Source organism: Mesorhizobium australicum (assembly GCF_900177325.1).
Classification (GTDB): Bacteria; Pseudomonadota; Alphaproteobacteria; order Rhizobiales; family Rhizobiaceae; genus Mesorhizobium_A; species Mesorhizobium_A australicum_A.
This window is the reverse complement of sequence record NZ_FXBL01000004.1, coordinates 1724949-1750228: the sequence shown is the minus strand read 5'-3', so window position 1 is coordinate 1750228 and position 25280 is coordinate 1724949. Positions and strand designations below refer to the sequence as shown.

Genomic DNA, 25280 nt, shown 5'->3' with positions numbered 1-25280 from the left:
TTCAGAAAGTCGCCAGCAGGCCCTCCGGCCTCGGCCCGCCCCAGGCCCAGTCGAGCAGCTCGACGGTGTGCACGACGGACAGCGCCGTCCCGCCGCTGATCTGGGTCATGCAGCCGATGTTACCGGTGGCGACGAGCGCCGCTCCCGTCGCTTCGATGTTGGACACCTTGCGGGAACGCAGCTTCGCCGCGATGTCGGGCTGGAGGATGTTGTAGGTGCCGGCAGAACCGCAGCACAGATGCCCTTCCTTCGGCTCGCGCACGTCGAAGCCGGCGCGCTTCAGGAGGTCCTTCGGCTGGCGGGTGATCTTCTGGCCGTGCTGCATCGAGCAGGCGGAGTGGTAGGCGACGGACAGGCCCGGCGGCAGCGACGGCTCGGGCAAGTCGATCGCCGCGAGATATTCGGTGACGTCCTTGGCGAGCGCCGATACGCGCGCGGCCTTGTCGGCATAGGCCGGGTCGAGGCGCAGCATGAAGCCGTAATCCTTGATCGTGGTGCCGCAACCGGACGCGGTGATGACGATGGCGTCGAGGCCGGCGCGCTCGATCTCGCGGGTCCAGGCGTCGACATTCGTGCGCGCGGCCGCGAGCGCTGCCTCCTCGCGGCCCATGTGGTGGACGAGCGCGCCGCAGCAGCCCTCACCTTCCGGCACGACCACCTCGACGCCGAGGCGGGTGAGCAGGCGCACGGTCGCCTCGTTGATCGCCGGATCGAGCACCGACTGGGCGCAGCCGGTGAGGAGCGCGACGCGGCCGCGCTTTGGTGCGCTCGCGCCGTGAGTGGCGGGCTTCGAGACCGCGGAGGCGGCGGGTACCGTACGCGGCGCCATCGTGAGCATGGCGGCGAGCGGCTTCAGCGCCTGCATGCGACCGAACAGGCCGGCGAAGGGGCGGCCGAAGGCGGCGAGCCTCAGCGCGGCGCGGAAGCGCCCCGGGTACGGCAGCACCTGCGCCAGCACGGCGCGGATCGTGCGGTCGATGAAGGGGCGGCGGTAGGTCTGCTCGATATGCGCCCGCGCATGGTCGACGAGGTGCATGTAGTGCACGCCCGACGGGCAGGTCGTCATGCAGGACAGGCAGGACAGGCAGCGGTCGACATGGGTGACGATCTCCTCGTCGGCCGGGCGGCCGTTCTCCAGCATGTCCTTGATGAGATAGATGCGCCCGCGCGGCGAATCGAGCTCGTTGCCGAGCGTCACATAGGTCGGGCACGTCGCCGTGCAGAACCCGCAATGGACGCATTTGCGCAGGATCTTCTCGGCCTCCGCCACGTGCGGATCGGCGAGTTGGGCAAGGGAGAAGGTGGTTTGCATGAATTACGCCTTAGATACCGTACCGTCTTCCGCGATGATGATCGTTTCGCCGGGCTTCGCGTCTTGCGCGGCCCCTGCGATGACGTCCAGCAAAGGCTGCAGGTCCAGGAAGCGCTGACGCGGCAGCACCACAAGCGCCAGGTTCAACTGGGAAATCGATTGCTGGTAGTGCAGGTTCTTGTCGCACGTGACCAGACAGGTGAACCCGCGTTGTCGAAGTACAGCCAGCAGTTCCCCGTTCTTCAAGCCCTTCCATTCGTTCGGAAAGCGCAAGGTGCGGACACCGGCTGCATTGAGCGATTTCGCCAGCCGCGCAGGCACGGATTCGTCGAGTTGAACTGTCACGCGGCCTGCTTCAGGATAAGCTGCTCGACGTCCTCGCCGGCCAGTTGGATGACCGCCTCGACCTGCTCGCGCTCCACCGTCGGGAAATCGAGCAGGAACTCGTCGAGCGTATCACCCGCCCGCAGGTATTCGAACAGGCCCGCGACCGGTACGCGCGTGCCCTTGAACACGACGGCACCGGAGACGATTTCGGGATCGGAGCTCAAGACATCGGAGATCTTCATCTCATCCTCCTCGGGCGGCGCGCGGTTCCAGGGGGCGCGCCGCGACCTGTGGCGTTCAAATCAGCCAGCTCTCCGGGTTCTTCACCGGCTCGCCTCTGCCTGCGGCCTGCAGGCCGACGATGCAGCGCACGATGATCCAGACGGCGACTGCGACGAGGAGCAGGAAGCCGATCAGGAGCATCATCAGGATCACGGCGATGGCGCCGTAAAGCAGGCCGATCCAGAAGGTGCGGATGAGATAGGTGTAGTGCGTGTCGACCCAGCCGCCGGCCTTGCCGCGGTTGATATAGGCCATGATCAGGCCCACCAGCGGCAGGATCGGGATGAACATGCCGGCAATGTAGAGGAAGTAGACGATCTGGACGTTGGTCTTGCCGGGCTCGAGCCACTGGTCGGTCTGGCGCGGTGCGGCGGGCGGCGGATTCGTGTCGGTCATCTCGGTTCCCCTCGTTTCGGTGTCATATTCTACCAGAAGTTCATACCGTCGCCATCCGGCCGGGATTGAGGATGCCCCTGGGGTCGAACTCGGACTTAAGGCGCGCCGAGAGCGCTCCAAGCGCGCCGTGTTGCGGCTCGAAGACGGGTATGGCGGCGCGGACCGGCGCGGACGCACGAACCAGCGTCGCGTGACCGCTGCCAAGCCCGCGGACCAACCGGCGCACGAGTTCGGCCTCCGGATCGTCCTCCAGGCGCAGCCAGACCAGCCCGCCCTGCCAGTCGTAGAAGGCGTCGACGGCCAACTGCATGCGCAGTGCGGCGACCAGCTTCCATCCCTCGGACGGCGCGAGCGATATGCGCCAGACCGGGCGGTCCGTACCGTCGGCGAAGGGAGCGACGTCACGCACGCCGACCCAGAGCGCGCGCGAGCGCTCCGTGTCGATGGTCTCGACATGACCGCCGAAGAGGTCGGAGAGCATGGCGACCCGGTAGGCGACCGAGGGGCCGAAACCGTCGACGCGCAACAGGGTCGCCGGATCAGAGCCGAGCGTGCCGCCTGCGACGCGCGCGGCAACCAGTTCGGGCAAGTGGGCGGCGGCGGAGACTTCCGCGCTCGAGCCCATGGCGGCCGCCATCGCCGCGACAGCCTTCTCGTCGTCGAGCCGACGCAGCGCGACGGTGGTCTCGGTCTCGGCGCGCGGCAGCACCTTGAAGGTGAGGTCGGTGACCACCGCCAGCGTGCCCCACGAGCCCGCCATCGCCTTGGAGAGGTCGTAGCCGGTGACGTTCTTCACCACGCGGCCACCCGCCTTGAACGCCTCGCCGCGGCCCGAGACGGCGTGGACGCCGAGGATATGGTCGCGCGCCGCACCCGCCTTTAGCCGGCGCGGGCCTGAGAGATTGGCAGCGAGCGCGCCGCCGACGGTGCCCGACTTGCCATCCGAAGAGGTCTTTCCGGTGAGCAGCGGCGCGTAGTCCATCGGCTCGAAAGCGAGTTCCTGGCCGCGCCCGGCCAGCAGCGCCTCGATCTCGGCCAGCGGCGTGCCGGCGCGAGCCGACAGCACCAGTTCCTCCGGCTCGTAGAGCGTCACTCCGGTCAGCCCCGACAGGTCGACCGCATGCTTCGTCTGCGCCGGTCGCCCGATGCCGCGCTTGGTGCCGCGGCCGACGATCTCCAGCGGCTGCTCCTCGGCTGCAGCCCAGCGGACGGCGTCCAGAACCTCGGCGGCGGTGGTGGGGGTGAAGGTGGTCATGTCTTGATGGTGACCAGCTCTGCGGACATGCCGATTGCTTTGACCCGGGCAACTGCCTTGCGGTCGAACGAAACAAACTTGTCGGCGCCCGATTGGGCCCCAACCGAAGCGATCACGCCATCCGCGAAGTCACCACCGCCATCCAGGACACGAAGTCCCGCATCGACTGCCTGGGCATCTGTTTCCACATTGCCGCGCTGGATGATCTGACGCAGAGACGCTGCAATGTCTTGCCGCGAAAGCCCATAGGTCCGTTCGAGAACCCAGGCGAATTCGCAGAGGCACGGCAGCGGCAGGAAAACCGTCTCGGCCCTTGTGAGGATGTCCAAAGCTGTCCGCGCCTGGGCAAGATCGTCGAGGACGATCACGCGCACCAGAATGTTGGTGTCGGCAGTGATCCTCATCTCTCTCCGGCCCAACCCCTTCGAATGGCCTCGTTCATCTCTTCGATCGTCGCGACCTTGTCGGTCTTGCCAGCGAGCATTCCGTAGATTTCCTCCCAGCTTCCCTTTCGCGGAGCCGCCTTCATCGCCAGCTGCCCGCCGGGCAAGGCATCCACCTCGATCTTCTGGCCGGGTTTCACGCCGAGATGCTGCAGCAGTTCCTTCTTCAGTGTCACTTGGCCCTTGGCCGTTACAGTGAGTGTGGTCATCGTGGCGTTTCCAATTTGGCCCTCGACATCCAATGTAAGGCAATACTGCCTTACCTCCAATCCTAAAACCTCGGAATGTCCGGGAAAGCCATCTGCCCGCGATGCACGTGCATGCGGCCGAGCTCGGCGCAGCGGCGCAGTTGCGGGAAGACTTTGCCGGGATTGAGCAGGTGCTTCGGGTCGAAGGCGCATTTGACGCGCATCTGCTGGTCGAGGTCGATCTCGGAGAACATCTCCGGCATCAGGTCTCGCTTCTCGACGCCGACACCATGCTCCCCAGTGAGGACCCCGCCGACGGCGACGCAGAGGCGCAGGATGTCGGAGCCGAAGCTCTCAGCCTTCTCTAGTTCGCCCGGAATGTTCGCGTCGTAGAGGATGAGCGGGTGCAGGTTGCCGTCGCCGGCATGGAAGACGTTGGCGACGCCGAGCCCGTATTTCTCCGACATCTCGCGCATGCCGGCCAGAACCTTCGGCAGTTCCTTGCGCGGGATTGTGCCGTCCATGCAGTAATAGTCGGGCGAGATGCGGCCAACGGCCGGGAACGCCGCCTTGCGGCCGGCCCAGAAGGACAGGCGCTCGGCCTCGGAGGCGGAGATGCGACACTCGGTCGAGCCGTTGCGGCGTGCGATCGCCTCCACTTCGCCGATCAGGTGGTCGATCTCGGGGCCAGGCCCGTCAAGCTCGACGATCAGCAGCGCCTCGACGTCGAGCGGATAGCCGGCATGGACGAAATCCTCTGCCGCATGGATCGCCGGGCGATCCATCATCTCCATGCCGCCGGGGATGATGCCGGCGCCGATGATGTCGGCGACACACTGGCCGGCCTCCTCAGAAGACGGGAAGCCGATGAGCAGCGCCCGCGCCGCCTCGGGCTTCTTCAAGATGCGTACTGTGACCTCGGTGACGACGCCGAGCAGGCCTTCCGAGCCGGTCATGACGCCGAGAAGGTCGTAGCCTTCCGAATCCAGATGCTTGCCGCCGAGGCGCACCACCTCGCCGTCCATCAGCACCATCTCGATGCCCAGTACGTTGTTGGCGGTGAGGCCGTATTTCAGGCAATGCACGCCGCCAGAGTTTTCCGCGACATTGCCGCCGATCGAACAAGCGATCTGCGAGGAGGGGTCCGGTGCGTAGTAGAATCCCTGGTCTTGCACGGCCGTTGTGATGCCGAGATTGGTGACGCCCGGCTGCGCGACGATGGCGCGGTTGGCGAAGTCGATGTCGAGAATGCGGTTGAAGCGGCTCATCACCAGCAGCACCGCGTCCTCTAGCGGCAGCGCGCCGCCGGACAGGGACGTTCCGGAGCCACGCGGCACGACACGTATGTTGCGGTCGTTGCAGTATTTCAGGATGCGCGAGACCTGGGCGGTGGTCTCGGGCAGCACGACGACCAAGGGCAACTGGCGGTAGGCGGTCAGCCCGTCGCTCTCGAAGGCGCGCATGCCGGTCGGATGGTCGACGACGCCCTCGCCCGGCACGATGATGCGCATATCCGCCACGATCTCGTCGCGTCGGCGCATTGTCTGCGCATCGGGGGCAGGCATCACGAGACCTGACATTGCCCACGCCTCCTTGCCGGCACGCTTCGTTCGTCGCAGCCAACCCATAGCCGACCGGAGGCCACAACACAACAAGTGGACAATAAAGTTGACCAGTTGGCGATGGTTCCGCTAGGAGTGGAGCCACTGACTGTCGAGACACTGCCTTGAACGACGTCTTTTCCCGCATCGAGCACCTGCGCACGGCCGACGAGGTCGTGCAGCAGATCGAGTCGCTGATCCTCGAAGGGGTGCTGCGGGTCGGCGACCGGCTGCCGGGCGAGCGCGATCTCGCGGGGCGGTTCGAGGTGTCGCGGCCGATCCTGCGCATCGCCCTGAAGTCGCTGGAGGAGCGCGGGCTCATCACGTCTCGCCCCGGCGGCGGCACCTATATCGCCGATATCGTCGGGCAAGTGTTCACCGCGCCGATGATCGAGCTGATCGCCGCGCACCGCAAGGCGACGGCCGACTACCTGGAATACCGCCGCGACATAGAGGGCATGGCGGCGGACTATGCGGCGCGGCGGGCGACGGCGGAAGACCGGTCCATGCTCGACGACATCATGACGAGGATGGAGGCCGCGAACGCCGGCGACGACTTCAGCGCGGACGCCGAGATCGACGTCGAGTTCCACAATGCGATCGGCGAATGCGCGCACAACATCATCCTGCTGCACACGCTGCGCTCCTGCTACCGGCTGCTGGCCGACGGCGTCTTCTTCAACCGCTCGCTGATCTACACGCTGCCCGGCATGCGCGAGAAGTTGCTTGCCCAGCACAAGGCGATCCACAGCGCGGTCGTGTCCGGCGATCCGGCGGCGGCGCGGCGGGCCGCCGAGGCGCATATCGATTTCGTCGCGGAAGCGGTCGACGCCGCCGAGCGGACGGGCGAATGGCAGCGCGTCTCGCGGTTGCGGCTCCTGCAGCGGGCAGCTGGCGAGCGGGCGCGCAGCGCCGACCGCCGATCCTGATTTCCTAACCAGACGGGCATTGTCCATGGCACCCATCCTCGAGATCAACGACCTCAAGAAACTCGCCAGGCGGCGCGTGCCGAAGATGTTCTTCGACTACGCGGATTCGGGCTCGTGGACGGAGAGCACCTACCGCGCCAACGAGGCGGACTTCGCCAAGATCAAGCTGCGCCAGCGCGTGCTGGTCGACATGACCAACCGAAGCCTTGAATCGACAATGATCGGCGAGAAGGTGTCGATGCCGGTAGCCCTCGCTCCCACCGGCCTGACCGGCATGCAGCATGCCGATGGCGAGATGCTGGCGGCCCGCGCCGCCGAGAAGTTCGGCGTACCGTTCACGCTCTCGACGATGAGCATCTGTTCCATTGAGGACGTGGCGTCCGTGACGACGAAGCCGTTCTGGTTCCAGCTCTATGTCATGCGCGACAAGGATTTTGTCCTCAACCTGATCCAGCGCGCCAAGGCGGCGAAATGCTCCGCGCTGGTTTTGACGCTCGACCTGCAGATCCTCGGCCAGCGCCACAAGGACCTGCGCAACGGCCTGTCGGCGCCGCCGCGCTTCACGCCGAAGCATATCTGGCAGATGGCAACGCGGCCCGGCTGGTGCCTGGGCATGCTCGGCACGCAGCGGCGCACCTTCCGCAACATCGTCGGCCACGCCAAGAGCGTCACCGACCTGTCGTCGCTGTCGGCCTGGACATCGGAGCAGTTCGATCCGCAGCTCTCCTGGGCGGACGTCGAGTGGATCAAGAAGCAGTGGGGCGGCAAGCTGATCCTCAAGGGCATCCTCGACCGGGAGGACGCCGAAATGGCCGTGCAGACGGGCGCGGACGCGATCATCGTCTCGAATCATGGTGGCCGGCAGCTCGACGGGGCCGATTCGTCGATATCGAAGCTGGAGGAGATCGCCGATGCGGTCGGCGACAGGATCGAGGTGCATTTCGATGGCGGCATCCGCTCGGGCCAGGACGTGCTCAAGGCGCTGTGCCTGGGCGCCAAGGGAACATTCATCGGCAGGCCGTTCCTCTACGGGCTTGGCGCAATGGGCGAGCCGGGTGTAACGACGGCGCTGGAGATCATCCGCAAGGAGCTCGACACGACGATGGCGCTGTGCGGCAAACGCGACATCAGGCTGGCGAGCAAGGACTGGCTGGCCCGCAGGCCGGGCTGACACCGGCACGGACGATCTCGCCGGAACGAACAGGCGGGATATGAGTCCGAGCATCGACGATGAGACCGAGAAGCCGCGCGTTGGCCTGTTCGTGACCTGCCTCGTGGACCTGTTCCGCCCCGTCGTCGGTCTCGCCGCGGCCAAGCTGATCGAGGCGACGGGCTGCACGGTCGAGATTCCGAGAACGCAGACATGCTGTGGCCAGCCGGCCCACAATGCCGGCGACCGCAAGGACGCGCGCGCGATCGCCGAGACGACGATCGAGGCCTTCGAGGAATTCGACTATGTCGTTGCGCCGTCGGGTTCCTGTGCCGGCATGCTGAAGAAGCACTATCCGCCCCTGTTCAAGGGGGATCCGGACTGGGAGGGGCGCGTGGCTGCCTTCTCGGCCAAGGTGCACGAGTTGGTGTCCTTCCTGAGCGACATCAGGGGCCTGTCCGCCGTCGACGCCCGCCTGGAGGCGATCGCGACCTATCACGACTCGTGCGCGGGGCTGCGCGAGCTCGGCATCCGCGGCCAGCCGCGCGCCCTGCTCGGCAAGGTGCAGGGGCTGCGGCTGCGCGACCTGCCGGAGGCGGACGTCTGCTGCGGCCTCGGCGGCGCGTTCTGCGCTAGGCCATCCGGTGTGTCGAACGCGATCGCGGCGAGGAAGACCGAGGCGATCGGGGCATCGGGCGCGGACCTGTTGCTTGCAGGCGACCTCGGCTGCCTGATGAACATGGCCGGCAGGCTGAAGCGGCAAGGTTCCGCCATAGAGACGCGGCATGTGGCGGAGGTGCTGGCCGGAATGACCGGCGAGCCGCCGATCGGAGGTTCGCGATGACTGAACGCATCGGAACGGAAGGCATCCACCTGACCGACGCCGCGGGCCCCGCCGGCCTGCGCATCTATGCAATCGGCGACGTGCACGGACGGCTCGACCTGCTGGAGGCGATGCATGAGGCGATCCGGACGGAGATCGACGGCAACCCGCCGGGCGACTGGCGCATCGTCCATGTCGGCGACTACATCGACCGGGGGCCCGACTCGAAGGGCGTGGTCGACTTCCTGATCCGCGCGACCGGCGCTGACGGACGATACATCGCGCTCGCCGGCAATCATGATGCGGGGCTGGTGGACTTTCTTGCAGACCCCAACCCCGACAGCCTGTTCGCGCGGCACGGCGGCAGGCAGACGGCCTTTTCATATGGCGTGGACGCCGATTTCTCCTCGCACGCGCTGGCGCACGAAGCGGCGGCCCGGCTCAGGGCGGCGATGCCGCGCGAGCATGTCGAGTTCCTCGCCACGCTGCCGCGCAGCGTCGCCTTTGGCGACTTCTTCTTCTGCCATGCGGGAATCAGGCCCGGCGTTCCACTGGCACGCCAAAATCCGGAAGACCTGATCTGGATTCGCGGCGCGTTCCTCGATTCGCCGCTGCTGCACGAAAAAGTTGTCGTGCACGGTCACACGCCGTCAAGCGTGCCGGAGATTCTGCCAAACAGGGTGAACGTGGACACCGCGGCGTTCTCGACGGGCGTGCTGACCGCCCTTTCGATCGAGGGAACGCGGAAGCGTATCCTGCAGATGAGCGCTGACGGTCAGCGCGACGCCTGGACGACGCCGTAGCCGTCGACCGGGGCGTGATCGCCCGCCGCGTCGGCGGCGTAGATGCCTGCGCCCCACAGCGCAATGCCGGACAGCATCAGGACGGACAGGAGAGCTGCTTTCACGGGAGTCATCTCGATTTCGGTTCTGAAGTCTTTAGCTGTTCTACGTTACCGTTTGGTTTCACAAAAACGCCCGGTCGGTAACAAGGTTCCGCCACGATCGGGCGGCGCCGAGCGCGGGCGTGGCTCTATCCCTCTCCAGGGCGAATGAAAAGGAGCTGTTTCACACAACTGGGGATAGTTTCCGTACGTGGCAATCCGGCAACGCCGGCGGCTCAGGAGCGGATGGTGGAGACCCAGGCGCGCGCGATCGCGAGGCCTGCCGCATCGGCCGCGGGACCATGACCTGCTGCCTCGGCGGGATAGATGTCCATCCAGCCGGCGCGTTTTTGCGCGATCGTCTCGGGAAACGCCGCGTGCCACTCGTCGACCAGTTTCCGGTCGGCCTCGAAATGGAACTGGATGCCGTAGCCAGCCCGGCCGACCCGGAAGGCCTGGTTGTGGGCGGCATCGTTGCCGGCGAGACGCGCCGCGCCGCGCGGCAGGACGAATGTGTCGTCGTGCCACTGGAAGATAGGGAACACCTCGGGCGCGGCGGACAGGACAGGGTCGTCGCGCCCCTCCGGCGTCAGCGTCACCTCCTGCCAGCCGAACTCCGGTGCCGCGCCGATCAGGTTCTCGGCACCGTAGGCGCGGGCGAGGATCTGGCTGCCGAGGCAGATACCAAGCGCGGACCGGCCCGAATCGGCGAAGGACCGCATCAGCGCGGCGAGCGCCGGCAGGTAGGGATATTCCTCGTCCGCCAGCGCGTTCTGGCCGCCGCCGAGCACGATGATGGCGTCGTGGCCGTCCGCGCCGGCCGGCAGTTCGTCGCCGCGGTGCGCGCGCACCAGCGTGATCTCAGCCCCCGCCTGGTCGAGCGCGGTCGCCATTTGGCCGAGGCCGGTATTGTCATAGTTCTCGACCACGAGGACTTTCATCGCGCGCGTTCCGGGTGGGCAGGACAGGCCCGAGCGGTATCATGCAGTATCGCCGACGGGAAGGAGGAGCGCATGCCGTTGCAGAACAGGGTCGATCCGTTCGGCATGATCCACGCGGTGGCCGCGCGCGGCATATTCACCGGCAACCGCGGCGTGATCCACGATCCGGCGACGAAGACGCTGCTCAAGCGCTGGACGACCAAGGCGTGGATCATCTGCGAATGCGACTTTCGCGGCCGCAGGCGCGAGGTGATGGGCCGGAACTCGCCCTCAGGCGGCGCCGGCTGGACGGAACTGTTCTTCCTCGATGAGGTGACGGCGCTCGCTGCCGGACACCGGCCCTGCTTCTACTGCCGGCGCGAGCGGGCGGTGGAATTCGCAAGATGCTTCGCGGCGGGACAAGGGCGGGACGCGATGGCTGCACCGGAGATGGATGCGGTGCTGCACCAAGAGAGAAGGGCGAGCGGACGGGGGCAAGACCGGGACGAGGCACCCCCACCCCTAACCCCTCCCCGCAAGGGGGAGGGGGATCCCGAAACGTCGATGCCCGGCGACACCTCCGGAGGGAAGAGCGCGACACCAAGGTCCCCCTCCCCCTTGCGGGGAGGGGTTAGGGGTGGGGGTATCGCATTGCCCAGCCTCTCCACACTTCCTGCGGGAGCAATCGTCGCAGCCAACGGTCGGGCTTATGCGAAATCGAACGCCGCCTGGCTGGAATGGTCGTTTCAAGGCTGGCTGCACGCTTCCGAACCGGGCGCCGATGCGGTGCTCCTGACGCCGGCAAGCACGGTGCGCGCCCTGTCGCTAGGCTATGCACCGGACTGGCATCCCTCCGCCGGATAATGCCTTGAACTCGCCGCAAGCCTGCCGCATGGCTGCCGGCGATGCGAGCGAATTACAGAATGCAGCGGCTCTTCGTGCCGCAAGCCATGCAGGCGAACGGCGAGATCGAGCCCGATCCGCAGCAGGCCCACTATCTCCTCAACGTGCTGCGCATGCATTCCGGCGCTCAGTTGCTGGTCTTCAACGGCGTCGACGGCGAGTGGCTGGCGAGCCTGACCGAGGCATCGCGGAAGAAGGTGCGGCTGTCGCTGATGACGCAGGTCAGGCCGCAGCCGGCGCTGCCCGACCTCATCTACTGCTTCGCACCGCTGAAGCAGGGCCGGCTCGACTACATGGTGCAGAAGGCGGTCGAGATGGGCGCCGGCGTGTTGCAGCCGGTGCTGACCCAGCACACGCAGATGTCGAACATCGGCATCGACCGCATCCGCGCCAACGTGGTGGAGGCCGCAGAGCAGTGCGGCATCCTGGCGATCCCGCAGGTGCGCGACGTGGTGAAGCTCGAACGTCTGATCTGGGAATGGGAGCCGGGACGGCGGCTGATCTTCTGCGACGAGGGCGCGGAGACCAACAACCCGATGCCCGCTCTTCAGGCCGTGCCGGAGAACAAGCTCGGCCTGCTGATCGGCCCGGAAGGCGGGTTCTCCGAGGAGGAGCGCCAGCAGCTGCGCGCCCTGCCCTACGTCACCTCGATCCCGCTCGGCCCGCGCATCCTGCGCGCCGACACCGCCGCGGTGGCGGCGATGGCGGTCATACAGGCCTCCATCGGGGATTGGCGGTAAGCCCGCGCTGCCCGGCCATCAAGTTTCGTTGACGGCTGGCTCAGAACATTTCGCTTGCCGAAGACCGGGGTTTGCGGCCAATGCTCGCGCGCAAAAGACCACCCGGGGCGACACCATGGCGCGCGACACGACAGACTTCAGCCCGATCGAAAGCACGGACGAACTCGTCGGCTATCTGGCCGCCGGCAACAAGCCGCGCGACAAGTGGCGCATCGGCACCGAGCATGAGAAGTTCCCTTTCTATGTCGACGGCAACGCGCCGGTGCCCTATGCGGGACCGCGCGGCATCAAGGCGCTGCTCGACGGGATGAAGGACAAGCTCGGCTGGGAGCCGATCATCGACGCGGGCAACATCATCGGCCTGGTCGAGCCGACCGGACAGGGCGCGATCTCGCTGGAGCCGGGCGGGCAGTTCGAGCTTTCGGGCGCGCCGCTGGAAACGATCCACCACACCTGCCGCGAGGGCAACGCACATCTGGCGCAGCTGCGCGAGATCGCTGAGCCGCTCGGCATCCGCTTTCTCGGCCTCGGCGGCAGCCCGAAATGGACGCTCGCCGAAACGCCGAAGATGCCGAAGTCGCGCTACGAAATCATGACGCGCTACATGCCCAAGGTCGGCACCAAGGGCCTCGACATGATGTACCGCACCTGCACGATCCAGGTGAATCTCGACTTCGAGAGCGAGGCGGACATGCGTCGCAAGATGCAGGTTTCGCTCAAGCTCCAGCCGCTGGCGACGGCCCTGTTCGCCAACTCCCCCTTCACCGACGGGCGCCCGAACGGGCTGCAGAGCTGGCGCGGCGACATCTGGCGCGACACCGACAACCAGCGCTCCGGCCTGCTCGACTTCTGCTTTTCGCCCGATTTCGGCTTCGCGGACTATGTCGACTGGGCGCTGGACGTGCCGATGTATTTCGTCATCCGCGAAGGCCGCTACATCGACATGACCCACATGACCTTCCGCGACTTCATGGCCGGCAAGGCGCGCAACGAAGTGCCGGACGGCATGCCGACCATGGGCGACTGGGCGAACCATCTGTCGACGCTGTTCCCGGACGTCAGGCTGAAGCGCTTCCTGGAGATGCGCGGCGCCGACGGCGGACCATGGCGGCGCATCTGCGCACTGCCGGCCTTCTGGGTCGGCCTCCTTTACGACGCCGAAGCGCTGGACGCCGCGGAGGAACTGACCCGCGACTGGACCTTCGAGGAGGTGCTGGCGATGCGCAACGCGGTGCCGGAGGAGGCGCTGACGACCGTGTTCCGCAACCGCTCGCTGCTGGAGGTGGCGCGTGAGGTTCTGGCCATCTCGCGGCTGGGTCTCACGAACCGCAACCGCAGGAACCGCGACGGGTACGACGAGACCAGCTTCCTGTCGACGCTGGACGAGGTGGTGGCGCGCGGCACGACGAGTGCGCAGGAGATGGTCAATGCCTACCACACGCGCTGGGGAGGTTCGATCGAGCCGGCGTTCCTGGAATATGCCTACTGAGGCTGGCGGCATCGCCACGCTGCGATATCGCCTCTTCTAACAACGCGGATTCGGCATTAGGTTTCGCTGGCGAGGTTCAGCCAGGGAGACCGCGATGCTACCGCTCTACGAAATGATGGCGCAGAACGGCCGTGCGGTCGAACTCATGGCACGGCAGTTCAACCTGTCGCAGCAGCAGGCCGCGCTCGCCATGGAGGCGCTGGCGCCGGCATTTAGCCAGGGGCTGAAGCGCAACACGTCGGACCCCTACGGCGTGTCGAACTTCCTGCAGGCGCTGGCGAGCGGAAACCACGCGAAATATTACGACGACGCGGCGAACGCCTTCTCGCCCGCCGGCATGGCCGAGGGCAATGGAATCCTTGGCCACCTGTTCGGCTCGAAGGAACTGTCGCGGGCCGTGGCCGCGCAGGCTGCGCAGGCGACCGGCATCCAGCAGGAGATCCTGAAACAGATGCTGCCGGCGATGGCCTCGATGCTGATGGGCGGCCTGTTCAGGCAGACGGCCGGCCAGCCGCAACAGGCCCAGGCGGGCGGATTTGGCGCCAGCGGCAATATTCTTGGCGAGATCATCGACCAGATGATGAAGCAGGGCGGCGGCATGATGGGCCAGCCGCAGCAGCGCCAGGCGCCGCCACCTCAGCCCAACCCTATGGATCCGTTCGACAATCCGTTCGGCAAAATCCTCAAGGACATGCTCGGCGGCGGCGCAGCCGGCAGCGCACCGCAGCCGCAGGGCCAGGCCCGCCAGCGCCAGACCGATCCGATGGCGGACAATCCGCTTGGCCGCATCTTCGAGGAGATGATGCGCGGCGGGCAGCGCAAGGCCGAGCCGGAGCCCGAACCAGCGCAGCAGCGGACGAACCCGAGCGGCCGCCCGCGCAATCCCTATGACGACCTGTTCGGCGATATGTTCGAGAGCGGCTCCAAGCAGCGCGACGAATACCAGAAGGGGATGGAGTCGATCTTCGACCAGTATCTGAAGGGGATGGACCGCTACCGGTAGACGCAGGTGTGCGCTCTCCGCACAATTCGCCTGATCGATCGGATGCGGAAGAATCCTCAGTCCGATTGGAAGATCGACGATGTCATCACCGTCTGCCGCGAACACGGCTTGCAATGCCAGCCTCCGCGTGGCGGCGGATCACACTATAAAGTCGCTCATGATCGGATACGCGAGATTGTCACGATCCCTTACAAGCGCCCGATCAAACCTGTATATATCCGGAAACTCGTAAAATTGGTCGATGCCGTGGAAGGACGATAGACATGAGAGCGCTGCGCTACGCAGTCATCGTATCTCCCCTTGCACCCGAAGATGGCGGCGGCTTCGTCGCAACGGTGCCTGACCTTCCGGGTTGTATGAGCGACGGAGAATCGCCGGAAGAAGCCCTGCATAACGTGCAAGACGCCATTACCGAGTGGCTGGATATGGCCGAGCGGATGGGGCGGCCGCTGCCCGCACCCACCCGCCCACAAGCCCTCGCATAATGAAAAAGCCCGGTCCCTTGGGAGGGGACCGGGCAGTGGCAGGCGACCGGCGGGGAGCCGGGTGTGAACGGGAGCGCCTGCGTAAGCGAAAATCAGCAGACCTGGCGTGCGGCACGCTCCGTGGCGTCGCGCATCGCCTGAACGGCACGCGCTTCGGCCAGGGTTCCGAGCGTGGTGGTCGGATCGACGCCGAACGGCTCGCGCCAGGCGACATGCAGGTCACCGCGGGTCAGGCCGATGTCGGCCAACTCCCAATCGGTCATCGCGCCGAGGCGGTAGACCGCGCGGCGGTTTTTCCAGGCGCGCAGGAGGTTGGCGATGGCGTTGATCACCCGCACGGCCACGGCCGGGCGCGTCGTGCCGGTCAGCGGGAACGTGGTGCGGTCAAGCGTCGTCATCGTATCTCTCCTTCGTGGCGTCCGGGCGCAGGCCGCCGCGCCGGCACACAGCGTGCAGCGTTCCGGCGGCGATCAATCGCGCCCTCTTGGTGGACGTGCCGTATTTGACAGGCAGAGATCGATTAGTCTAACGAATGTTTCTGATCCTAATCATCATAATGATTGATGAGATATGCCATGAACGCGCCACTCGATCTCGACCAGCTCCAGACCTTCATCGCCATTTCAGACACCGGCAGCTTCACCAAGGCGGCCGATACGGTGTTCCGCACGCAGTCGGCCGTCTCCATGCAGATGCGACGGCTCGAGGAGCGGATCGGCAAGCCGCTGTTCGAGAAGGACGGGCGCACCAACAAGCTGACCGAGGAGGGCGAGCGGCTGTTGAGCTATGCGAGGCGGCTCTTGCGGCTGAGCCGCGAGACGCTGGCCGCCTTCGACGAATCCCAGCTCGAAGGCCAGGTGCGCATCGGCACGCCGGACGACTACGCCGACCGCTTCCTGCCGGAGATCATGGGCCGCTTCGCACGGTCGAACCCGCGGATCGAGATGTCGGTCATCTGCGAACCCACGCTCAATCTCGCCGAACTCGTGCGCCGGGGCCAGCTCGACCTTGCGCTGGTGACGCAGTGTGACGACGTCAACGTGACCGAGATCGTGCGACGGGAGCCGTTGCTGTGGGTGACGTCGGCCAGCCATGCCGTGCATGAGGAGCCGGTGGTGCCGCTGGCGGTCGGGCGGCCGACCTGTCAGTGGCGGCGTTCGGCGACCGAGACGCTGCAGCGCTCCGGCCGCGAATACCGCGTGCTCTTCACGTCGTGGTCGGCGACCGTCGTGATCGCCAGCGTGCTGTCGGGGCTCGCCGTATCGGTCCTGCCCGAATGCGCGCTCAGGCCCGGCATGCGCGTGCTCGGCGAGGCGGACGGCTTCGCCCCCCTGCCCGACTGCCAGATCGGCATCCTGCGCGGCCACACCGGCCAGCGGGAACTGATCGACGCGGTGGCGCGCCACATCACCGAAAGCCTGGACAACATCACTGCGCCCGCCGCCGACGAGCACGCCTTCGACTTCGCCGCGCTCAACGGCGCGCGCAGCAAGCGGCTACGGCCGGGGCAGGTCATGCCGGGGTGGTAGAGCGTCCCATTCCCGCCATCAGTGCCTCCAGCTTGTCCAGCGCGCCAGTCCAGCCTTCGATGTGACGGTCACGCGCGGGCTCGTCGTAGAATTGGCTGTGATGCATCGTGAACTCCGTACCGCCCTTGCCGTCGTCGACGAAGGTCAGCCGCACGAAGGAGGCGCGATCGGGAAGCGTTCGCCACATCCAGCCGAAGGACAGTATCGAGAACTCCTCGGCCTCCTGGTATTCGCCGCTGACATCGTGAGTCTCGCCGTCGGGCGTGGTGAAGACGATGTGATAGCGGCCGCCGGGGCGCGGGTCGGTCTCGGCGGAAAGCGTCTTCGCGCCCGTCGGCCCCCACCACATGACGATCATTGCGGGATCGGTCCAGGCCTTGTAGACGAGTCGCGGCACGGCGGCGAAGCGGCGGCGCAGCGTAAGGCTCGGTCTGTCTTCCATGTCGGTCTCCGGCGAATGCGATCGGGCGCGACAATACCCCGACCCCTCCCCCTTCCGACAAGAGGGGAAGGAGGCGACCGGCCGCAAGCTTGACTGCGTCGAGCCGAGGGACGATCCATGCGACCATGGACGAAACTATCGATTCCCCGACCAACGCGCACGAATATTCCGTCAGCGAGATCTCGATCGCGCTCAAGCGGACAGTCGAGGACGCGTTCGGCAATGTGCGGGTGCGCGGCGAGATTTCTGGCTATCGCGGCCCGCATTCTTCCGGCCACGCCTATTTCTCGCTCAAGGACGACCGGTCGCGCATAGAGGCGGTGATCTGGAAGGGCACGTTCGGCAAGCTGAAATTCCGGCCCGAAGAGGGCATGGAGGTGATCGCCACCGGCAAGCTCACCACCTATCCCGGATCGTCGAAATACCAGATCGTCATCGACAACCTGGAGCCGGCGGGCGCCGGCGCGTTGATGGCGCTTCTGGAGGAGCGCAAGCGCCGGCTGCAGGCCGAGGGCCTGTTCGATGCCGGCCGCAAACAGCTGCTGCCCTATCTGCCGCGCGTCATCGGCGTGGTGACGTCGCCGACGGGGGCGGTGATCCGCGACATCATCCACCGCATCTCGGACCGTTTCCCGCTGCATGTCGTGGTCTGGCCCGTGCGTGTGCAAGGCGAGACGACGGGCGCGGAGGTGGCGAATGCCGTCGCTGGCTTCAACGCCCTGCCCGAGGATGGCGGCATCGCCCGGCCGGACGTGATCATCGTCGCGCGCGGCGGCGGCAGCCTGGAGGACCTTTGGGGCTTCAACGACGAGGCGGTGGTGCGCGCAGTGGCGGCGTCCGACATCCCGGTGATTTCGGCGGTGGGCCACGAAACCGACTGGACGCTGATCGACCTCGCGGCGGACATGCGCGCGCCGACACCGACGGGTGCGGCCGAAATGGCGGTGCCGGTCAAGGCCGAGCTGGAGGCAACGCTCGCCTCGCTCGGCGCGCGGCTCAGAACCTGCACCTCGCGGCATCTCGACAGGCAGCGGCAGGCGGTGCGGAGCGCGGCGCGCGCCCTGCCCTCGCCCGACCAGCTCTTCGCTCTGCCGCGCCGCCGCTTCGACGAGACCGCCGGACGGCTCGACCGCGCGGCCGTTGCAGCGGCCGAGCGGCGGCGGGCGCGGCTTTCCGCGATCCGGCTCTCGCCCGCCACGCTGGAGCGCGGCATCGCCGAAGCGCGCCGGCATCTCGCGCGCAGCGCAGCACAACTGCCGAAATGCGCCGACGCCTATTTCGAGCGGCGCAGGCTGCGGCTGCAAACGGCGGCGGCGCGGCTGACCATCGAACCTTTCGCGCGCCGCAACGCCGAGGCCCGCCGCGGGCTGGAGCGCACGGCGCTTCGCCTGCCGCGGGTGGTCGACACCCTCCTCGCCGAGCGCCGCAAGCGTCTGGCGCAGGCGACACGGCTGGTGGATTCGCTGTCGGTGAAATCGGTCCTCGACCGCGGCTTTGCGCTGGTGGAACATGAGGACGGCACGCTTGCCAAGCGGGCGGCGGAGATTTCGGACGGCATGCGGCTGGCGCTGCGGTTCGCCGACGGGACGAGGAGCGCGGTGGCTGGCGATAGCTCAGCCGGTGGCGAGGCGCCACGCCAACGTACGAAGTCGGGCACCGCAAAGCCGCCGAGCGGACAGGGCGACCTGTTCTGACCAATCCGCATAAGGAAAGCCTCCCCGGGCACGTCCTCGGAACCCGGGCTTGCTGATCGTTCAGGCCGCCGCGGCCCGTTTGAACGCCAGCGGGCTGAAGGTGAGCTCCGGATAGCCGAACGCCTTCGGGCCGACCACCTTCAGCGCCTCCGGCGTCTTCAACAGATCGTGGGCGGGAAGCCCGATGACGGCGATGCGCTGGCCGTAGCGCAGCACTTCGGTGGTCAGCGGCTCGCCGGTGTCCAGCTCGACGTTGATGATCAGGTCGGGCACGGTGATCACCGGCTTCCCATCGATCCACAGCACGAGGTTCTCGTTCTGGATCGCGATCCGACCCTCCGCCCCGGCCCACTGGTCGATGCCGGCAATGACCGCCTCGCCGCGCGAGAAGCCGCCGGTGAGCTCGCGGCGGATGTCGGTGACCTTGCCAGCGAAGAACAGCGTGCCGCCCGTCGCCTCCACCACCCGCTCGACCACGTTCTGGCGCTTCGTACGCGCATCGACCACGGTCTGGCCGATCTCGATCGCCTGGGTGATGGTGTTCGGGATCGCGGCGCGGCGCACGAGCTCCATCGACATCGGCGCGCCGGCTGCACCAGCGCCCGCGCCCATGGCGACGGTGACGGTGCGCATGATGCGCTCGCTCCACACGGCGTTGATCGCGTGCTGGAGGACGACGACGTTGCCCTTGTCGTCGGCCAGCGCCGACGGCCCGTCGCGGCGGCCGTCCGAATAGATCGAGAACGTCGTCATCTGTCCCTCGGGGAATGCCCGGCCCATGCCGTCGCCGTCGACCACCGGCAGGCCGGCCATCATCGCCGCGATGATCGGCGCCATCGCATTGGCCCCGCCGATCTCGACCGGAATCAGCGCGGACATCGTTTTACCCGTGGCGCTCTCGACGGCGCGCATGGCGCGATAGCACTCGCCGCCCTCCGCGAGTTTCTCGAAGCCGATCACCGGCGCGCCGATGCCGCCGACGGCGCCGACCCACGCATCGTCGGGTAACGCATCGAGCGGTACGATGCGCGCGACACCGCCGTTGCGGATCACCTCGCGGGTGCGCAGCATGCCGAGATAGGGGTTGCCGCCGCCGCCTGTGCCGAGGAAGGCCGCGCCGATCGAAAGCGGCACGAGGTCGCGCTCGGTGAGAGTGTAGCCCTTAGTCGACATGGAGTTCACCTACTGCCTTGATACGGATGCGGGTGGCGTTGCCCGGCAGGTAAGCCAGCGGCACGTCCTCGACATCCACGATTTCGATGGTCTCGCGGCTCGCGCCCGCGGCCACGGCCGCGTCGACGGCCTGCGCCTTGGCGTCATCCAGCGCCTGGTCGCGCGTGGTTTGCGACAGGACGTAGACGCGGTCGACCTCGCCCGAGACCTGAGCGATCGCGGCTCCAACCGCGTTGGCGACCGCGTAGTGGTTCGGCTTGATCACTTCGAGGTCGCCGATCGGTCCGTCGACCAGGATCGAGCCGCCACCGACCACGATCACCGGCAGCGGCGTGTCGGACAGCCGCGAACGCTCGACGCAGCCCTCCAGCATGTCGCGCATCTTCTCGCGCACCTTGCCGATGAACTCCTGCTTGAGATGGGCGACCTTCGCCGGGTCGCCGAGCTCTGCACTGCCCGAGGCGACGGCAATGTCCGATGTGGTGAGCGTCGAGCCGCCGAAGATCAGCGCCTCCTGGAGCAGCCTGTAGCCGACCGACGTCGGGCCAACCTCGATGCCGTTGCCGGTCTCGACGACGCGCGAGCCGCCGCCGAGGCCAATCGAGAAGACATCCGGCATGCGGAAGTTCGTGCGCACGCCGCCGACTTCGACGGCCGTCGTGGCCTGTCGCGGGAAACCCTTGTGCAGGGCGCCAACATCCGAGGTCGTGCCGCCGATGTCGACCACGATCGCCTCCTTGACGCCGGAGAGGAAAGCCGCGCCGCGCATCGAGTTGGTCGGGCCCGATGCGAAGGTGAGCACGGGGAACTTCTCCGCGAAGGCGGCGTCCATCAAGGTGCCGTCGTTCTGCGTGAGATAGAAGCGGCCCTTGATGCCCGTCTGCGCAATGGCGGCCCGGAACGCATCGATGACATGCGTGGACAGCTCGCGCAGGCAGGCGTTCATGATCGCCGCATTCTCGCGCTCCAGGAGGCCAATGCGCCCGATCTCGCTCGACAGCGTGACGTAGACGCCGGGAATTGCTCTCTCGAAGATCTCGGCAGCCCGCCTCTCCATCTCCGCGCTCACTGGCGAGAAGACGGAGGTGATCGCGATCGAGCGGATGCCGCGTCGGGCGATCTCGGCCGCGATGCCGAGCAATTCCGCCTCATCCAGCTCGGAGATAGGGCGGCCGTCGAACTCGTTACCGCCATGCGCCAGCCAGGCATTGTTGCCGATGGCAGCCTTCAGATCGTCCGGCCAGTCGACCATCGGCGGCAGCGACGCCGTCGCCGGCAGGCCGAGCCGCACGGCCGCCGTCTGCGCCAGGTCGCGGCGCTGCACGACGGCGTTGGTGAAATGCGTGGTGCCGATCATCACCGCATCGATCGCATCTGCCTCGAGCTTCGAGGCGTCCAGGATCGCACGCAGCGCATTGACGACGCCCGTCATCACGTCCGCCGTGGTGGAGGCCTTGATGCCCGCGATCACGCCGGACGAATCCATCGCGACGGCGTCCGTATTGGTACCGCCGACATCGATACCGATCCTGATCATGTCATTTCCCTTGTCACTCTTGAATTCGCCCCGCCTGCCTGAGCGCAAGCAGCTGTTCGGCGGTGGGGATCTCGCCGTCGATCAGCGGGATCTTGGGCCGCATGGCCTCCTCCTCGGTCGAGACGACCGGGACTGAAGCCAGGAGCAGCCGCGTATAGTCGTGCTGCGGGTTCTCGAACACGGCGGAGGTCGTACCGGTCTCCACCAGGCCGCCGAGATAGAGCACGCCCACTTCCTCGGCAAAATTCCGCATCAGGCTGAGATCGTGCGAGATGAACAGGAAGGTCAGGTCGAGCTGGCGCCCCAGGTCCACCAGCAGGTCGATCACCTTCGCTTGCACCGACACGTCGAGCGCGGATGTCGGCTCGTCAAGGACGAGCAGCTTCGGCGCGACCGCGAGGGCGCGCGCAATCGCCACGCGCTGCTTCTGTCCGCCGGACAGTTCGTGCGGATAGCGCTCGGCATAGTTGGCCGGCAGTTGCACCATGTCGAGCAGTTCGGTGATCCGACGCGCCCGATCGGCACGGGGAAAACCATTAGCGTGGAGCGGCACCGTAATCGACTGCGCCACGCTGCGGCGCGGGTTGAGCGAGGAGCCGGGGTTCTGGAACACCATCTGCACCTTGCGCTTGTGCGCCGCCGTGCCGCCGGTGGTGCCGATGTTCTCGCCGTCGAGCAGGATGTCACCGCTGGTCGGAGGCGTCAGGCCCATGATCATCCGCGCGATGGTCGACTTGCCGGAGCCGCTTTCGCCGGCGAGACCGTACACCTTGCCGCGTCCGATCGAGAACGAGACATGGCTGACCGCCTTGACCTCCCCCGTCACCCGGCCGAGCGCGGAGCGGACAGGGAAGGTCTTGCACAGGTCGACCACTTCCAGCATCGGCCGGTTCATGTCGCGGCCTCCGCGCTGCCGAAGCGAGTGCCGCCGGTAAGGCGCGGCACGGCGCCAATCAAGGCCTTTGTGTAGTCCTCTTTCGGAGCGGCGAAGAGGTCGGCCGTCGAGCTGTGCTCGACCACGACGCCCTTGTTCATGACGTAGACATAGCTGCACGTCTCGCGCACGACACCGAGATTGTGGGTGATCATCAGAAGGGCGAGGCCGCGCTCGACCACGAGGTCCTTCAGGAGCTTAAGGATCTGCGCCTGGGTTGTGACGTCGAGCGCCGTGCCCGGCTCGTCGGCGATCAAGAGCTTCGGCTCGCTCAGCAGCGCCATCGCGATCAGCACGCGCTGGCGCATACCGCCCGACAGCATGATCGGATAGGACTGGAAGACGCGCTCGGGATCGCGCATCCGAACCTGGCCCAGGACTTCGAGCACCCTCGCCTTGCGCTCGCGCCCGTTGCGGGCGCGTCCGAGCCGGCGGTCGGCATATTTGAGGATCGTGCCCATCTGGTCGCCGATGGTGAAGACGGGATTGAGCGACGTCATCGGGTCCTGGAAGATCATCGACATCGCTGTGCCGCGCAGCGCGACGCGGTCGCGGTCCGGCATCGTCAGCAGGTCGCGCCCGTCGTAGAAAATCTGGCCGCTGGTGATCCTGGCCGGCGGCTGGCGCAGCAGGCCCATGATCGCCTTCATCGTGACCGACTTGCCCGAACCACTCTCGCCGACCAGCGCGATCTGCGAGTGCGCCGGGATGTCGAGGTTGACGCCCTTCAGCACCTTGGTGGTCTGGTTGTAGGTGGTGAACTCGACGCAGAGGTCGCGGACGCTGAGGAGAGCCTCGCTCATCGCACGTCCTCCACGTCGAACATGTCGCGCAGGCCGTCGCCGAGCAGGTTGAAGCCCAATGAGACGAACAGGATCGCGCAGCCGGGCAGGATCGATTCCCACCAGTAGCTGGGCAGGAACGCAGCGCCCGAAGCGACCATCGTGCCGAGGTCGGGCGTCGGCGGCTGGATGCCGAGGCCGAGGAAGGACAGCGACGCGCCGATGAGGATGACGAAGCCGCAGTCGAGCGAGGTCTTGACCGCGAGTGCGGAGACGCAGTTCGGCAGGATTTCGCGGAAGAGGATGTGGAACTTGCCCGCGCCCAGCGTCTCGGCTGCCTCGATATAGTCCTGGATGCGGATCTGCCGCGTGATCGAATAGATCAGCCGTGTGTGCCAGGTCCACCACAGCGCGGCGATCGCGATCATGGACGTGAGCAGGTCCGGCGACAGCACTGCCGCGACGGCCATCACCATGACGAGGCCCGGGATCGCCAGCGCGATGTCGGTGAAGCGCATGATGACGATCTCGACCCAGCCGCCGTAATAGCCGGCGAGCAGGCCGAGCACGGTGCCGACCGGCACCGCCGTGCCGAGCACCACAAGCGCAAGTAGCAGCGAGATGCGCATGCCAAAGACGACGCGGGTGAAGATGTCGCGGCCGACATTGTCGGTGCCGAACCAGTATTCCGCCGACGGCGGCAGATGCCGGGCGCGGAAATTGACCACCGCGCCGACATGCTCCGGATAGGGCGTGATCAGCGGCGCGAAGATCGCCGCCAGGATGCAGATGATGACGATCGCCGCGCCGATGACGGCGCTCGGGTTGCGCGAGAAGCGATACCAGTTCTGGTAGGCGTTGGAGAGGCGCTGCGGCTCGTCCATGGTCTGGGTCAGATCCGACATCAGCGCCGCCCCCTGATGCGCACCCTCGGATCGACGAACCCGACCAATATGTCGATGACGAGGTTGACGATGACGAAGAACACGCCGGAGACCATGACGACGCCCATCACCGCGTTCAGGTCCTTCTGCAGGATCGCGCGGATGCCGTAGGCGGCCATGCCCGGCCAGGCGAAGATCAGCTCGACGACGAACGCGTTGCCGATCAGCGCCGAGAATTGCAGGCCGAGGATAGTCAGCGGCGGCACGAAGCTCGGCCGCAGCGTGTATTTGAATATCCGCACATGTTCGGGCACGCCAAAGGCGCGGTTCGCCTCGATGTAGTCCTGGCCCGAGACGTCGATCATCGACGCCCGCGTGATACGCGCGATCTGCCCCATCGAGGCGAGCGACAGCGCGATGACCGGCAGCAGCAGATGGCGCACGGCGTCGAGGAACACGTCCGCCCGGCCGCGCAGAATGGAATCGATCAGCATCATCCCCGTCAGGTCGGCCGAGAAGTCGATGCCCGGCGACAGGCGCCCGGTCGTTGGCAGGACATGCAGCACATAGCCGGCCAGGATCTGCAGCAGCAGCGCCTTGAGAAAAGTGGGCGTGACCGCCGAAAAGATCGAGACGAACTGAACGACATGATCCGGCCAGCGGTTTCGCCACGTCGCGGCCGCCACGCCCATCGGCACGCCGCCGAGAAGTGCTACGGTGATCGTGACGAGGACCAGTTCAAACGTCGCCGCGAACGTATCGCGTATGTCGGAGCCGACGGGGCGCTCGGTCAGCAGCGAACGACCGAGATCGCCCTGCACCAGGCCTCCGACAAAGAGGCCGTACTGCTCGATCAACGGGCGGTCGAGGCCGAGCCGGCCGCGCAGGTCCGCCACCTGTTCCGCCGTCGCCGACGGTCCGAGCGAGATGCGGGCCGGATCGCCGGGAATGCCCCGCGCGATCGCGAAGATGACGATCGACAGTCCGAGAAGGACAAGGAGCGACCAGAGAATGCGTCGCACGAGAAAGCTGAGGAATTCCATCCGTGGCGTACCAGCCTATCTGACAGACCCGTCGGCGATCGCGGCCGAGGCCGCGTCCGCCCGACAAAGATCAGACCTCAATTCCAGCCGGGACGATACCACAGCGGGTCTCCTCCGCGCCTGTGCGAGGAGG

Annotated in this window: 29 protein-coding genes; 11 read left to right on the top strand and 18 right to left on the bottom strand. The window is 66.7% G+C overall.

The window, feature by feature from the left end; all coding sequences use genetic code 11:
* Position 1: 1 nt before the first annotated feature.
* From glcF to B9Z03_RS10845, 8 genes are all read right to left on the bottom strand, one after another.
* Positions 2-1312 carry a glycolate oxidase subunit GlcF gene (gene glcF, locus B9Z03_RS10880; protein ID WP_085464232.1) on the bottom strand — a complete coding sequence of 437 codons (1311 nt, stop codon included), beginning with the start codon at positions 1310-1312 and terminating at the stop codon, positions 2-4.
* Between the two features lie 3 nt (positions 1313-1315).
* A complete protein-coding gene (locus B9Z03_RS10875) occupies positions 1316-1657 on the bottom strand; it encodes a hypothetical protein (RefSeq protein ID WP_085464231.1) in 342 nt (113 codons plus the stop codon).
* A complete protein-coding gene (locus tag B9Z03_RS10870; protein ID WP_085464230.1) occupies positions 1654-1881 on the bottom strand; it encodes a DUF433 domain-containing protein in 228 nt (75 codons plus the stop codon). The genes B9Z03_RS10875 and B9Z03_RS10870 overlap by 4 nt, the downstream gene beginning before the upstream one ends.
* A gap of 55 nt (positions 1882-1936) precedes the next feature.
* Entirely contained in the window at positions 1937-2317 is a 381-nt protein-coding gene (locus B9Z03_RS10865; protein ID WP_085464229.1) for a DUF4870 family protein, read from the bottom strand.
* Between the two features lie 40 nt (positions 2318-2357).
* A complete protein-coding gene (gene glcE / locus B9Z03_RS10860) occupies positions 2358-3572 on the bottom strand; it encodes a glycolate oxidase subunit GlcE (RefSeq protein WP_085464228.1) in 1215 nt (404 codons plus the stop codon).
* Positions 3569-3976 (bottom strand): type II toxin-antitoxin system VapC family toxin, encoded by a 408-nt coding sequence (locus B9Z03_RS10855; protein WP_085464227.1) that lies wholly within the window; start codon positions 3974-3976, stop codon positions 3569-3571. Before B9Z03_RS10855 ends, glcE begins: the two co-directional genes overlap by 4 nt.
* Complete coding sequence (locus B9Z03_RS10850) at positions 3973-4224, bottom strand: AbrB/MazE/SpoVT family DNA-binding domain-containing protein (protein WP_085464226.1); 252 nt, start codon at positions 4222-4224, stop codon at positions 3973-3975. The genes B9Z03_RS10855 and B9Z03_RS10850 overlap by 4 nt, the downstream gene beginning before the upstream one ends.
* Before the next feature lie 62 nt (positions 4225-4286).
* Positions 4287-5783 carry an FAD-linked oxidase C-terminal domain-containing protein gene (locus B9Z03_RS10845; RefSeq protein WP_085464225.1) on the bottom strand — a complete coding sequence of 499 codons (1497 nt, stop codon included), beginning with the start codon at positions 5781-5783 and terminating at the stop codon, positions 4287-4289.
* A 146-nt stretch (positions 5784-5929) separates the two neighbouring features.
* Here B9Z03_RS10845 and B9Z03_RS10840 point away from each other — a divergent pair, with 146 nt between their 5' ends.
* Genes B9Z03_RS10840 through B9Z03_RS10825 form a run of 4 tightly spaced genes read left to right on the top strand, consistent with a single transcriptional unit; the run spans position 5930 to position 9509 of the window.
* The gene (locus B9Z03_RS10840) at positions 5930-6733 is read left to right on the top strand and encodes an FCD domain-containing protein (protein ID WP_085464224.1); all 804 of its coding nucleotides are present in this window, start codon (positions 5930-5932) and stop codon (positions 6731-6733) included.
* Positions 6734-6758: 25 nt separating this feature from the next.
* Positions 6759-7904, top strand: a complete 1146-nt coding sequence (locus tag B9Z03_RS10835; RefSeq protein WP_085464223.1) for an alpha-hydroxy acid oxidase — start codon at positions 6759-6761, stop codon at positions 7902-7904.
* A 40-nt stretch (positions 7905-7944) separates the two neighbouring features.
* Positions 7945-8727: a (Fe-S)-binding protein gene (locus B9Z03_RS10830; protein ID WP_085464222.1), complete on the top strand. Its 783-nt coding sequence runs from the start codon at positions 7945-7947 to the stop codon at positions 8725-8727.
* Positions 8724-9509 carry a metallophosphoesterase gene (locus tag B9Z03_RS10825; RefSeq protein ID WP_085464221.1) on the top strand — a complete coding sequence of 262 codons (786 nt, stop codon included), beginning with the start codon at positions 8724-8726 and terminating at the stop codon, positions 9507-9509. The genes B9Z03_RS10830 and B9Z03_RS10825 overlap by 4 nt, the downstream gene beginning before the upstream one ends.
* Here B9Z03_RS10825 and B9Z03_RS30410 read toward each other — a convergent pair.
* Both B9Z03_RS30410 and B9Z03_RS10820 read right to left on the bottom strand, forming a co-directional pair.
* Positions 9482-9613, bottom strand: a complete 132-nt coding sequence (locus B9Z03_RS30410; RefSeq protein ID WP_257810334.1) for a hypothetical protein — start codon at positions 9611-9613, stop codon at positions 9482-9484. The two genes, B9Z03_RS10825 and B9Z03_RS30410, sit on opposite strands and share 28 nt — an antisense overlap.
* Before the next feature lie 212 nt (positions 9614-9825).
* The gene (locus B9Z03_RS10820) at positions 9826-10530 is read right to left on the bottom strand and encodes a type 1 glutamine amidotransferase (protein WP_085464220.1); all 705 of its coding nucleotides are present in this window, start codon (positions 10528-10530) and stop codon (positions 9826-9828) included.
* A 72-nt stretch (positions 10531-10602) separates the two neighbouring features.
* Here B9Z03_RS10820 and B9Z03_RS30225 point away from each other — a divergent pair, with 72 nt between their 5' ends.
* The 5 genes from B9Z03_RS30225 to B9Z03_RS10790 all read left to right on the top strand — a co-directional run bounded on the left by B9Z03_RS30225 (position 10603) and on the right by B9Z03_RS10790 (position 15129).
* Positions 10603-11373 carry a hypothetical protein gene (locus B9Z03_RS30225; protein ID WP_244561714.1) on the top strand — a complete coding sequence of 257 codons (771 nt, stop codon included), beginning with the start codon at positions 10603-10605 and terminating at the stop codon, positions 11371-11373.
* Between the two features lie 41 nt (positions 11374-11414).
* Entirely contained in the window at positions 11415-12152 is a 738-nt protein-coding gene (locus B9Z03_RS10810; protein WP_085464219.1) for a 16S rRNA (uracil(1498)-N(3))-methyltransferase, read from the top strand.
* Between the two features lie 115 nt (positions 12153-12267).
* A complete protein-coding gene (locus tag B9Z03_RS10805; RefSeq protein WP_085464218.1) occupies positions 12268-13641 on the top strand; it encodes a glutamate--cysteine ligase in 1374 nt (457 codons plus the stop codon).
* Between the two features lie 94 nt (positions 13642-13735).
* Positions 13736-14644, top strand: a complete 909-nt coding sequence (locus tag B9Z03_RS10800; RefSeq protein ID WP_085464217.1) for a DUF937 domain-containing protein — start codon at positions 13736-13738, stop codon at positions 14642-14644.
* 263 nt (positions 14645-14907) lie between these two features.
* On the top strand, positions 14908-15129 hold the full coding sequence (locus B9Z03_RS10790; RefSeq protein WP_085464215.1) for a type II toxin-antitoxin system HicB family antitoxin: 222 nt from the start codon (positions 14908-14910) through the stop codon (positions 15127-15129).
* A gap of 92 nt (positions 15130-15221) precedes the next feature.
* On the opposite strand, the gene B9Z03_RS10785 is transcribed toward B9Z03_RS10790, so the two are convergent.
* A complete protein-coding gene (locus B9Z03_RS10785; RefSeq protein WP_085464214.1) occupies positions 15222-15527 on the bottom strand; it encodes a DUF1127 domain-containing protein in 306 nt (101 codons plus the stop codon).
* A gap of 177 nt (positions 15528-15704) precedes the next feature.
* Here B9Z03_RS10785 and B9Z03_RS10780 point away from each other — a divergent pair, with 177 nt between their 5' ends.
* Complete coding sequence (locus tag B9Z03_RS10780; RefSeq protein ID WP_085464213.1) at positions 15705-16658, top strand: LysR substrate-binding domain-containing protein; 954 nt, start codon at positions 15705-15707, stop codon at positions 16656-16658.
* Here B9Z03_RS10780 and B9Z03_RS10775 read toward each other — a convergent pair.
* Positions 16642-17100 (bottom strand): SRPBCC family protein, encoded by a 459-nt coding sequence (locus B9Z03_RS10775; protein WP_085464212.1) that lies wholly within the window; start codon positions 17098-17100, stop codon positions 16642-16644. The genes B9Z03_RS10780 and B9Z03_RS10775 overlap by 17 nt on opposite strands.
* A 125-nt stretch (positions 17101-17225) precedes the next feature.
* Here B9Z03_RS10775 and xseA point away from each other — a divergent pair, with 125 nt between their 5' ends.
* Positions 17226-18794: an exodeoxyribonuclease VII large subunit gene (gene xseA / locus B9Z03_RS10770; RefSeq protein WP_085464211.1), complete on the top strand. Its 1569-nt coding sequence runs from the start codon at positions 17226-17228 to the stop codon at positions 18792-18794.
* A gap of 60 nt (positions 18795-18854) precedes the next feature.
* Here the strand turns inward: xseA and B9Z03_RS10765 are convergent, their stop codons facing one another.
* From B9Z03_RS10765 to B9Z03_RS10740, 6 genes are read right to left on the bottom strand one after another with little or no spacing between them, the layout of a single operon-like run.
* Positions 18855-19967 (bottom strand): DUF917 domain-containing protein, encoded by a 1113-nt coding sequence (locus tag B9Z03_RS10765; protein WP_085464210.1) that lies wholly within the window; start codon positions 19965-19967, stop codon positions 18855-18857.
* Positions 19957-21504 (bottom strand): hydantoinase/oxoprolinase N-terminal domain-containing protein, encoded by a 1548-nt coding sequence (locus tag B9Z03_RS10760; protein ID WP_085464209.1) that lies wholly within the window; start codon positions 21502-21504, stop codon positions 19957-19959. The genes B9Z03_RS10765 and B9Z03_RS10760 overlap by 11 nt, the downstream gene beginning before the upstream one ends.
* Before the next feature lie 13 nt (positions 21505-21517).
* Entirely contained in the window at positions 21518-22399 is an 882-nt protein-coding gene (locus tag B9Z03_RS10755; RefSeq protein WP_085464208.1) for an ATP-binding cassette domain-containing protein, read from the bottom strand.
* A complete protein-coding gene (locus B9Z03_RS10750; RefSeq protein WP_085464207.1) occupies positions 22396-23241 on the bottom strand; it encodes an ABC transporter ATP-binding protein in 846 nt (281 codons plus the stop codon). The genes B9Z03_RS10755 and B9Z03_RS10750 overlap by 4 nt, the downstream gene beginning before the upstream one ends.
* Positions 23238-24125: an ABC transporter permease gene (locus B9Z03_RS10745; protein WP_085464206.1), complete on the bottom strand. Its 888-nt coding sequence runs from the start codon at positions 24123-24125 to the stop codon at positions 23238-23240. The genes B9Z03_RS10750 and B9Z03_RS10745 overlap by 4 nt, the downstream gene beginning before the upstream one ends.
* Positions 24125-25147, bottom strand: coding sequence for an ABC transporter permease (locus tag B9Z03_RS10740; protein ID WP_085464205.1), 1023 nt, complete (start codon positions 25145-25147; stop codon positions 24125-24127). The genes B9Z03_RS10745 and B9Z03_RS10740 overlap by 1 nt, the downstream gene beginning before the upstream one ends.
* Positions 25148-25280: the final 133 nt, after the last annotated feature.

Coding starts and splice junctions, on each gene's coding strand:
- glcF (WP_085464232.1), bottom strand. CDS start 1,312: ATGCAAACCACCTTCTCCCTTGCCCAACTCGCCGATCCGCACGTGGCG.
- B9Z03_RS10870 (WP_085464230.1), bottom strand. CDS start 1,881: ATGAAGATCTCCGATGTCTTGAGCTCCGATCCCGAAATCGTCTCCGGT.
- B9Z03_RS10865 (WP_085464229.1), bottom strand. CDS start 2,317: ATGACCGACACGAATCCGCCGCCCGCCGCACCGCGCCAGACCGACCAG.
- glcE (WP_085464228.1), bottom strand. CDS start 3,572: ATGACCACCTTCACCCCCACCACCGCCGCCGAGGTTCTGGACGCCGTC.
- B9Z03_RS10855 (WP_085464227.1), bottom strand. CDS start 3,976: ATGAGGATCACTGCCGACACCAACATTCTGGTGCGCGTGATCGTCCTC.
- B9Z03_RS10850 (WP_085464226.1), bottom strand. CDS start 4,224: ATGACCACACTCACTGTAACGGCCAAGGGCCAAGTGACACTGAAGAAG.
- B9Z03_RS10845 (WP_085464225.1), bottom strand. CDS start 5,783: ATGTCAGGTCTCGTGATGCCTGCCCCCGATGCGCAGACAATGCGCCGA.
- B9Z03_RS10835 (WP_085464223.1), top strand. CDS start 6,759: ATGGCACCCATCCTCGAGATCAACGACCTCAAGAAACTCGCCAGGCGG.
- B9Z03_RS10830 (WP_085464222.1), top strand. CDS start 7,945: ATGAGTCCGAGCATCGACGATGAGACCGAGAAGCCGCGCGTTGGCCTG.
- B9Z03_RS10825 (WP_085464221.1), top strand. CDS start 8,724: ATGACTGAACGCATCGGAACGGAAGGCATCCACCTGACCGACGCCGCG.
- B9Z03_RS10820 (WP_085464220.1), bottom strand. CDS start 10,530: ATGAAAGTCCTCGTGGTCGAGAACTATGACAATACCGGCCTCGGCCAA.
- B9Z03_RS30225 (WP_244561714.1), top strand. CDS start 10,603: ATGCCGTTGCAGAACAGGGTCGATCCGTTCGGCATGATCCACGCGGTG.
- B9Z03_RS10810 (WP_085464219.1), top strand. CDS start 11,415: ATGCGAGCGAATTACAGAATGCAGCGGCTCTTCGTGCCGCAAGCCATG.
- B9Z03_RS10805 (WP_085464218.1), top strand. CDS start 12,268: ATGGCGCGCGACACGACAGACTTCAGCCCGATCGAAAGCACGGACGAA.
- B9Z03_RS10800 (WP_085464217.1), top strand. CDS start 13,736: ATGCTACCGCTCTACGAAATGATGGCGCAGAACGGCCGTGCGGTCGAA.
- B9Z03_RS10790 (WP_085464215.1), top strand. CDS start 14,908: ATGAGAGCGCTGCGCTACGCAGTCATCGTATCTCCCCTTGCACCCGAA.
- B9Z03_RS10785 (WP_085464214.1), bottom strand. CDS start 15,527: ATGACGACGCTTGACCGCACCACGTTCCCGCTGACCGGCACGACGCGC.
- B9Z03_RS10780 (WP_085464213.1), top strand. CDS start 15,705: ATGAACGCGCCACTCGATCTCGACCAGCTCCAGACCTTCATCGCCATT.
- B9Z03_RS10775 (WP_085464212.1), bottom strand. CDS start 17,100: ATGGAAGACAGACCGAGCCTTACGCTGCGCCGCCGCTTCGCCGCCGTG.
- xseA (WP_085464211.1), top strand. CDS start 17,226: ATGGACGAAACTATCGATTCCCCGACCAACGCGCACGAATATTCCGTC.
- B9Z03_RS10765 (WP_085464210.1), bottom strand. CDS start 19,967: ATGTCGACTAAGGGCTACACTCTCACCGAGCGCGACCTCGTGCCGCTT.
- B9Z03_RS10760 (WP_085464209.1), bottom strand. CDS start 21,504: ATGATCAGGATCGGTATCGATGTCGGCGGTACCAATACGGACGCCGTC.
- B9Z03_RS10755 (WP_085464208.1), bottom strand. CDS start 22,399: ATGAACCGGCCGATGCTGGAAGTGGTCGACCTGTGCAAGACCTTCCCT.
- B9Z03_RS10750 (WP_085464207.1), bottom strand. CDS start 23,241: ATGAGCGAGGCTCTCCTCAGCGTCCGCGACCTCTGCGTCGAGTTCACC.
- B9Z03_RS10745 (WP_085464206.1), bottom strand. CDS start 24,125: ATGTCGGATCTGACCCAGACCATGGACGAGCCGCAGCGCCTCTCCAAC.
- B9Z03_RS10740 (WP_085464205.1), bottom strand. CDS start 25,147: ATGGAATTCCTCAGCTTTCTCGTGCGACGCATTCTCTGGTCGCTCCTT.